The organism is Kitasatospora sp. NPDC059327 (assembly GCF_042752535.1).
Classification (GTDB): Bacteria; Actinomycetota; Actinomycetes; order Streptomycetales; family Streptomycetaceae; genus Kitasatospora.
This window is the reverse complement of record NZ_JBHYYB010000130.1, coordinates 13,259-20,631: the sequence shown is the minus strand read 5'-3', so window position 1 is coordinate 20,631 and position 7,373 is coordinate 13,259. Positions and strand designations below refer to the sequence as shown.

The window sequence follows — 7,373 nt, the reverse complement described above, 5'->3', positions numbered from 1 at the left end:
TCTTGGGCTCACCGCTGCGCCGGGTTCCCCCGGTGTTACTAGCGCGGAGAGGGGTTGTGCCCTCCCCGCCCCACGGCGCGGACGCGTGGCGCGGAGGGTCGACCAGGAGGAGCTCCCGGTCGGCGGTGCGCACCGTCGGACGGTGAACTGCGATCCCGGATCGCACCCACTCTGAACCGCGGTGGGGAGAGAACCGGTGAGTTTCGCAGCAGGCCCATCGCGCCGCACTAACCGACCTAGCGCAGCGTGCGCAGTGAAACTCACCGGCCTTGGGCTGCGACTGTGCGGCCGTGCGTAGTGGCAGTTCGGCGGTACTCGCCGGGTGCGGTGCGGTGTGCGCCGCAAAGGCCGGGCAACCCCATGACCTGGGGTGGGGAGTTCGGACAGAGCGAACTCACTGGTCCTACGGAGCAGAACCGACCGATTGGTGGAGCCGGCGGGCCGGGACGGTCATCCGGGTGGAAGTCATGAGCTCGACCGGGGTGTCGTTCAGGTCGGTCAGGGTGCCGGTCACCACGTAGCCGACGCCGGGCGGCAGACCGAGCCCTGCGGCCTGGCCGTCGGTGAGCCTCACCCGGACCCTGGAGTGCGGGGCGACCAGAAGGCCGGCGACCATGTGCTCGCCGTCCGCCTCCGGAAGATCGGTGACGGTCAGCTCGAATTCTCCTTCTCCCGGGCGCGGTCCGCTTTCGACGAGCAGGCCTTCGAGCAGGCCTTCGGGCGGCGGCCCTTGCCGCCCCATTCCAGCTCCGTGGCACACATCGCGCAGGTCGGCGCGCCGAACAGCATCGGCGCGGCCGGCGCGTCAACGCCGCCGATCTGGCTCGTCAAGCCTGACTTACTCCCACTCCCGAACCGGCTGGTCTGGACCATTCGCCTCGAGCCTCCGGAATCGGTGCAGATCTTTCTTGCGTCGAGGTGTTGACTGCCGACACGGCAGGTGCGCAAAATGCTCGCTACTACTGCTCGATAGCTTTCATAAAATCCACCTAGTGAGCATTTCTTATCACAGGTGCGCAGGGTTCGGAATGACGGAACGCCGCCAACGATCCTGCATTTCCGAAGGCACGAAATCGGTACCGCGATGAAGCGGCACCACGGACGGCATCGGCGGCGACAGGACTGTCAGCCGCACCGCCTGTGCCAGCGCGTGGCGGCTCGGTCGACAGGAAGGACGACGACAGGACGACCGCCAGCGCCGCCGAAGTGATCGAGCACTGGAGAACACCTCTTCGAAAGAACGGAGGCATTTGTCTCATGCGCAAAGCATTGTCCATACTCTGGACGGCCCTCGTGACCACGGCTGGCCTGATGGCGGTACCCCAAGCCGCGCAGGCAGCGGAGTCCGCAGCACCGCCAACGATCCCGGCACTCACCAACTGGACTGCGACCGGCGGGACGCTGACGCTCTCGGCCGACGCTCGCATCGTGGTCGACAACACCACCGCGGGCGAGTGGACGGTCGGACCGACCCAGGCGGGGATAACACAACAGACCCTGAATCAAGTCGCCGCAGGATTTGCCACCGACCTCGCGGCCGTCACCGGCCTGTCCCTTCCCATCACTCACGACGCGGCCCGACCCGGAGACATCACCCTCGGACTGAGCGCCGACAGCGGGGCGGGCCCCGAAGGCTACCGCCTCGTCGTCGACACCTCGCTCCACATCACCGCGGGCACCAGTGCCGGCGCGTTCTACGGCGGCCGCAGCATCCTGCAGATCCTGCGCCAGGACCCGACCCACACGACAGTTCCCACCGGTTCGACCACGGACAGCCCCGCCAAGCCGATACGCGGCGTCCTACTCGACATGGGTCGCAAGTACTGGCAGCCGGGCTACATCGAGGACCTGATCCGAGAGATGGCCTGGGTCAAGGCAAATGTCCTGGTCATGCACTTCGCCGAGGCCGAGGGCTTTCGTCTCAACAGCCCGGACTACCCCGGGCTCGCGGATCCGGCCTCCAGCTACACGCAAGCGCAGATGCAGCAGTTCCACCAATTGGCCGCCGCGAACAACGTGACGATCATGCCCGGCTTCGAGTTCCCCGGCCACGCCGCGGTCGTCGCGGACTACTTCCGAATCGGCTTCGGCGACGGACCCAACGCCGACGGTTCCGGAGCGACCGCGGCCAACTCCTGCGGGCAGGACTACACCCACGGATGGGTCACGCCGGCGTTCACCATGAACCTGACGAATCCGCGTACCCTGCAGGTATCACAGCAGTTGCTCGCCACGTTCATGCCCTGGTTCACCGGGCCGTACGTCCACATCGGCGGCGACGAGGTACCCGGAGGCCTCGCCGACTGTCCGGCGGTGCAGTCCTATCTCACGGCCAACGCAGCCACGTACTCGACCCTCGGCGACCTGCTCGCGGGTCATATCAACTCGCTCGACACCCAGATCAACGCGGCCGGCAAGCAGACCGTGGTCTTCAGCGGTTTCGAGGAGACGGACCACCCGAAGCAGACCGTCGACACCGACGTCATCGTCATGGACTGGCAGCACGAGACCGGAACCTCGCCGACCCTCGCCGCCTACAGGACCATCCAGGCTGCTGCCCCGGGTTCGGGCCTCTACCTGACCCCGAACAACTATCACAGGAGCTATCCGAACCAGCCCTGGCTCCACGAGGAGTGGCAGCCCAGTACCGGTGCCTCGATGCTCGGCGGCATGATGTCCGTGTGGGCCGACTACAACATGTGGGCGGAGGATCGGTTCTTCGAGGACCTGGCGGCCACCCCACGCGCCTTGATGGCGGCCAAGTTGTGGAATACCGCCCTGCCGACGGAAAGCCTCGACGGCTTCCAGTCCCGACTGTCACGCATCGGCAAGGCGCCCGGCCACGTCGGATTCCCGGCCCAGACGCACAGCACCGACGGCAAGCCCATCCACCTCTACCCCATGGACCCGGCCGCCTATCCGGCCGGCTGGCACGACGCCGCGCCCTCGCCACACGTCCGCGCCGTCCGCGACACAGCCGGTACTCTCCACGGATCCACCTACATCATCGACAACCCGTTGTTCGCAAATGACGGCGCAAGAGGGTCGGTCCTGCGTTTCGCCGGGTCGGGCGACGGTGTCGGCTTGGGCGGATCGGACATCGCCGAGCCCTGGACGTACTCGGTATGGGTCCGCCGCACCGGGAATCAGCCGGACGCGACGCTCCTGGCCTCCAAGACCGGAGCGATCAAACTCGAACAGTACGACACCGAGGCGCTCGTCGGCTTCACCCGCTCCGGCACGGCCGACTACTCGTTCCCCTACAGCGTCCCGATGGACCAGTGGGTTCAACTCACCTTCGTCACCACCCCGGGCACTACCACGCTCTACGCGAACGGGGCGCAGGTCGGCCAGGTGGACGCGTCGATCCCCCTGCCCATGCATACCATCGGGCAGGGGAACGGTACCACCCTGAAGGGTGACCTGGACAACATGGCCGTCTACAGCCAGGCTCTTACCCAAGCCCAGGTGACCGCGCAGTACCTCCCTCCCGTTGTCCCCGGCGGTGACCCGCTGAGCGGCACCCAGATCATCACCACCACCGTCGAGAACACCGGTGCGCTGACCATGACGGTCGACGGCGCCGCGGTCACTCTCCCTTCTCCCGAGCTCACCCCGGCCGGCGACCGTCTCGCCACCTCCGGCGCGCTGAACACCGTCCAGGTCACCGACCTGCGCAGCGCCGACCCAGGCTGGAACGTCAACGGCCAGGTCACCGACTTCGCCGCCGCCGAAGGCGGCGCGAGCTTCGACGGCTCAGCGCTCGGCTGGACCCCGACGGTCGTCAAGGCCGGCGACGGTCAGCAGGTGACCGCCGGCCAGCCGGTCGCCCCGGCGACCGACGGCGGCGTCAAGACCGCCCGCCTGCTGGGCCAAGCAGTAGCCGGCCACGGTCGCGGCACCGCCGTGCTCGGCGCAGACCTCAGCCTGAGTCTGGCCACCACGACCGCGCCCGGTACCTACCGCGCGACCCTCACCGTCACCGCCATCTGACACCGACCATCCCTCGCGCCTAGGCGAGGGACTGCTCCGACACCGGCGGCGCGGGGTACGGGGGATCACCCCCGTACCCCGCGCCGCGTCCCGACCCGACGTCACCCGCCCCGCCCGGACCACGAACGGAATCCTTCACATGCCCCACTCCCGTCGTCGCCTTCGCCGGGTACTCGCAGCGCTCGCCGCGGCGACCACCTGCCTCGTGCTGACGAACGCCCCACCCGCCAACGCGGCCGACCCCGCGCCCTCACCCGCGCCCACGACCTGGTCGGTCCAACCGTCGACCGAACGCGGCCCGGACGACCGACCGTTCTTCCGCTTCGCGCTCGCACCCGGTGCCCGACAGGTCGACTGGGTCGCCGTCACCAACGCCGGCGACACACCCCTGACCGTGGACCTCTACACCCAGGACGCCTTCACCACCGCCGCCGGCGGCTTCGACCTGCTCGCGGCCGGACGCCCGCCCGCCGACGTGGGCTCGTGGATCCGCCTCAAGCAGACCCGAGTGACCGTGCCGGCGCGCTCGCGCAGCGACGTCCCGTTCGAACTGGCCGTCCCCGACAACGCCTCCCCCGGCGACCACAGCGGCGGCGTCGTCGCCTCCATCGCCGGCCCCGGCCGCGACGCGGCCGGCAACCAGGTGCTGGTCGACCGACGGGTCGGCACCCGCGTATACCTGCGCGTCGACGGACCACTGCGCCCCGCACTGGGCGCCGGCGCCCTGAACGCCGACGTACACACCGCGCTCGACCCCTTCGACGGCGCCCTGACCGTCACGTACACGGTGCGCAACACCGGAAACGTCCGCCTGGGCGCCCGCCCCGAACTGACCGTCCGCGGCCCCCGGGGCCTGACCACCAAGCGGCAACGGCTCGACCCGATGCCGGAGTTGCTGCCCGGCGCGTCGCAGACCCGAACCGCGCGCCTCGACGGCGTGACGCAGGCGTTCCGCCTGGACGTCGACCTCACCGTGCACCCCATACCGGTGCCCGGTGGTCCGGCGGAGACCGGCTCGACCGCCCACGCGCGCACCACCGTGTGGGCCGTACCGTGGGTCGTGGTCGGCACCTCCGCACTACTGCTCGCCGTCATCGCGTCACTCCTCGTACGCCGCCGCCGGCAGGCGAACGAGACCACGACCCACGAGAATGACCGGAACGAACAACGCGCCGGAGCCCCGGGCTCGGGGTCGTAGGCTCCGCCCGAAGAAACCGACCCGGGGCGAATCATCAGGTGCTCACAAGACACCCGAGTAGGCGCTCCACAAGGTGCTCCACAAGGTGTCCGACAAGACGCCTCACAAAATGCACGGCCGGTCAGCCGAGGACGGGCGCGGCGTCGGCGTCGATCAGTCCCTCTTCCAGGGCCTGGCGCACCAGCAGGACGGCCAGCTCGGCGGTGCTGGTGACCAGCGGGCGGCTCCGGTCGGCGGGGTCGGCGGGGTCGGCGACGAAGCGGCCCTCGACCACCAGGGCCCAGCCGTCCAGACGGGGCGCGCCGTGCTCGATCCAGGCGAGCGCCCGGCCGGCCTTGCGGACGTAGAACAGGCCCGGGGCCCGGTTCCACCCGGCCAGGTCCCAGCCCGGATGCCGCATCAGCGTGCTGACGTTCTGGATCAGGTCGAACCGGCCGAGGCCGCGCAGGTACGGCTCCGGCGGGACGCTCGGCGGGGCGCCGGCCTATTGGCGGGGCAGCACGACCGGCGAGGCGGCGGGCGGGAGCCCCGGTTCGGCGGCGGCCGGCGCCGCAGGGACGGGCTGCTCCTGGCGGTCGTCGCCGGGGCCCGGAGATTCGCCTCGCGGGGCACAACTGTCGTCCTGGTCATCGTCGGCCGGAGCTGTGTCGTCGCCCCGGATGTCGATCCGCCCGCGCATGCCCCGATTGACGCGCTCGCGCTCAGTGAGGTCGGGCCAGCGGGCCTTGTCCCGGATGTCCTGCGCGGCCATGTAGGCGCGGGTGCCGTAGGCGGGCAGTACCTTGGCCGGCTCCGCGAACGCCGCGGCCGGATCGGCGGCGTCGGTCTCCTGGAGGAAGCGGGTCAGCCGGCGGCGCGGCGCGTCCGCGGTAGCGAGGAGGAGGCGGCCGTCCTCACCCCAGCGGGCCAGGACATCGTCGGTCCCGGGCGCCGCCGCAGGTGCGGCGGGTGCGGGCCTTCGGCACCGGATTCGGACACTCGGGCCAGGCGCACACCCGGGTCCGGTCTTCGCCGTCGGCCGGCTGGTCGGCGGCGGGCGGCGCGGCGCCGGTCATGCCGGGACCGTAGCCGTCCAGGCCAGACCCGCACCGGGGCTCCACCCCGCACGGATGACGGGGCGAAACCCCGGGCCGGCCGGCGGGGGGAGTGGCACAGTGCCGTCCCACCGGGCCGGTCCTCAGTCCCCGCTGGCCAGCTTCACGCCGAAGCCGACGATGACCGTTCCGGAGATCCTGTCGGGCACCCACTGCGTCACGGGCCGGCGCGGCCAGCCGCGCAGGAGTCGGCGACCTGGCCCACCCGCGGTCGGTCCGGTGCCCGGTCCGGGGGGGGAAGAGTCGAGTATGGGAGAGTCGGCGACCAGAGCCAAGAGATCGTCGGCCTGGCCTCGCAAACCGAGGCTCGGCGGCTGACCGGGGAACCATGGGACGCAATCGAGGAGGTTCGCTCCGCCGTCCGTATGCGAGCGCCGAGTTCGGGGTGAGCCGCTCGACCGCCTACCGGCTGCTCGACCTGGCCGCTGCAGCCGAGGCGGAGGAACGGTGAGCGCCGCAGGGCGTGGACGCAGTCACCGGACCCGGGTGCGGGACTGGCCGGGGCCGGGCACCGACGGGAGGTCCCACCCAGTCCGTCGGTGCCCGGAGTCTTGAGGAGGTGCGCGGATGTCGACCGAAGCGGGCCGAGCGCCGTGTGAGGGGAAGTGGGTTGCCGGGGCCGAGTGCTGGGGTTGAGGTCGGTCGGGACCGTTTGGGGCCCGTCTGGGTGGGGTGATGTTCAGGGGGTGCGCGGGTGGGGGGTGCTGGGTGTGGTGTGGCCGGTGGGGGGTGTCTCGGGTCTGGGGTGGGCGATGGCCGGGGCGGGCTGGGCGGCGTGGGCGGTTTCGGCGGGGGTGTCGTCGGCTGGGGTGTCGTCGTGCAGGGCCCGTGTTTCGGCCTTGAGGATGCGCAGGGACTTGCCGAGCCCGCGCGCGGCCTCGGGGAGCTCCTTGGAACCGAACAGCAGCACGATCACGGCGAGTACGACGATGAGGTGCCAGGGTTCCAGGCCGTTGCGGAGCATGGGCGGCTCTCCTTGACTGTCGGACCGGAGGGGGTGGGGTGGTCGGCGCGGGAGGCGGTCGCTCCGCGCTCCCCCCCCCGCCGGGGTGTGAGAGGGGGGTGTGCTCGGTGTGGGTGTGCGTCTG

8 protein-coding genes are annotated in these 7,373 nt (G+C 70.6%); 3 read left to right on the top strand and 5 right to left on the bottom strand.

What is annotated here, in order from left to right; genetic code table 11:
* Window positions 1–403: 403 nt before the first annotated feature.
* Window positions 404–616: a hypothetical protein gene (locus ACFXHB_RS40250; protein WP_380581354.1), complete on the bottom strand. Its 213-nt coding sequence runs from the start codon at window positions 614–616 to the stop codon at window positions 404–406.
* Between the two features lie 35 nt (window positions 617–651).
* A complete protein-coding gene (locus ACFXHB_RS40245) occupies window positions 652–831 on the bottom strand; it encodes a hypothetical protein (protein WP_380581352.1) in 180 nt (59 codons plus the stop codon).
* A 375-nt stretch (window positions 832–1,206) separates the two neighbouring features.
* Here ACFXHB_RS40245 and ACFXHB_RS40240 point away from each other — a divergent pair, with 375 nt between their 5' ends.
* Together ACFXHB_RS40240 and ACFXHB_RS40235 are read left to right on the top strand one after the other, a co-directional pair.
* On the top strand, window positions 1,207–3,993 hold the full coding sequence (locus ACFXHB_RS40240; protein ID WP_380581350.1) for a family 20 glycosylhydrolase: 2,787 nt from the start codon (window positions 1,207–1,209) through the stop codon (window positions 3,991–3,993).
* A 139-nt stretch (window positions 3,994–4,132) separates the two neighbouring features.
* Complete coding sequence (locus ACFXHB_RS40235) at window positions 4,133–5,191, top strand: WxL protein peptidoglycan domain-containing protein (RefSeq protein WP_380581348.1); 1,059 nt, start codon at window positions 4,133–4,135, stop codon at window positions 5,189–5,191.
* 121 nt (window positions 5,192–5,312) lie between these two features.
* On the opposite strand, the gene ACFXHB_RS40230 is transcribed toward ACFXHB_RS40235, so the two are convergent.
* Window positions 5,313–5,591, bottom strand: coding sequence for a hypothetical protein (locus ACFXHB_RS40230; protein WP_380581346.1), 279 nt, complete (start codon window positions 5,589–5,591; stop codon window positions 5,313–5,315).
* A gap of 84 nt (window positions 5,592–5,675) precedes the next feature.
* Entirely contained in the window at window positions 5,676–5,942 is a 267-nt protein-coding gene (locus ACFXHB_RS40225; RefSeq protein ID WP_380581344.1) for a hypothetical protein, read from the bottom strand.
* 671 nt (window positions 5,943–6,613) lie between these two features.
* On the opposite strand from ACFXHB_RS40225, the gene ACFXHB_RS40220 reads away from it, so the two are divergent.
* On the top strand, window positions 6,614–6,736 hold the full coding sequence (locus tag ACFXHB_RS40220) for a hypothetical protein (protein WP_380581342.1): 123 nt from the start codon (window positions 6,614–6,616) through the stop codon (window positions 6,734–6,736).
* A gap of 228 nt (window positions 6,737–6,964) precedes the next feature.
* Here the strand turns inward: ACFXHB_RS40220 and tatA are convergent, their stop codons facing one another.
* Window positions 6,965–7,249 carry a Sec-independent protein translocase subunit TatA gene (gene tatA / locus ACFXHB_RS40215; RefSeq protein ID WP_380581340.1) on the bottom strand — a complete coding sequence of 95 codons (285 nt, stop codon included), beginning with the start codon at window positions 7,247–7,249 and terminating at the stop codon, window positions 6,965–6,967.
* Between the last annotated feature and the right edge of the window lie 124 nt (window positions 7,250–7,373).

What these genes read in the sequence shown, in the direction of transcription:
- ACFXHB_RS40220 (WP_380581342.1), top strand. Translation starts at nt 6,614, where the DNA reads ATGGGACGCAATCGAGGAGGTTCGCTCCGCCGTCCGTATGCGAGCGCC.
- ACFXHB_RS40250 (WP_380581354.1), bottom strand. Translation starts at nt 616, where the DNA reads ATGGTCGCCGGCCTTCTGGTCGCCCCGCACTCCAGGGTCCGGGTGAGG.
- ACFXHB_RS40235 (WP_380581348.1), top strand. Translation starts at nt 4,133, where the DNA reads ATGCCCCACTCCCGTCGTCGCCTTCGCCGGGTACTCGCAGCGCTCGCC.
- ACFXHB_RS40225 (WP_380581344.1), bottom strand. Translation starts at nt 5,942, where the DNA reads ATGGCCGCGCAGGACATCCGGGACAAGGCCCGCTGGCCCGACCTCACT.
- tatA (WP_380581340.1), bottom strand. Translation starts at nt 7,249, where the DNA reads ATGCTCCGCAACGGCCTGGAACCCTGGCACCTCATCGTCGTACTCGCC.
- ACFXHB_RS40230 (WP_380581346.1), bottom strand. Translation starts at nt 5,591, where the DNA reads ATGCGGCATCCGGGCTGGGACCTGGCCGGGTGGAACCGGGCCCCGGGC.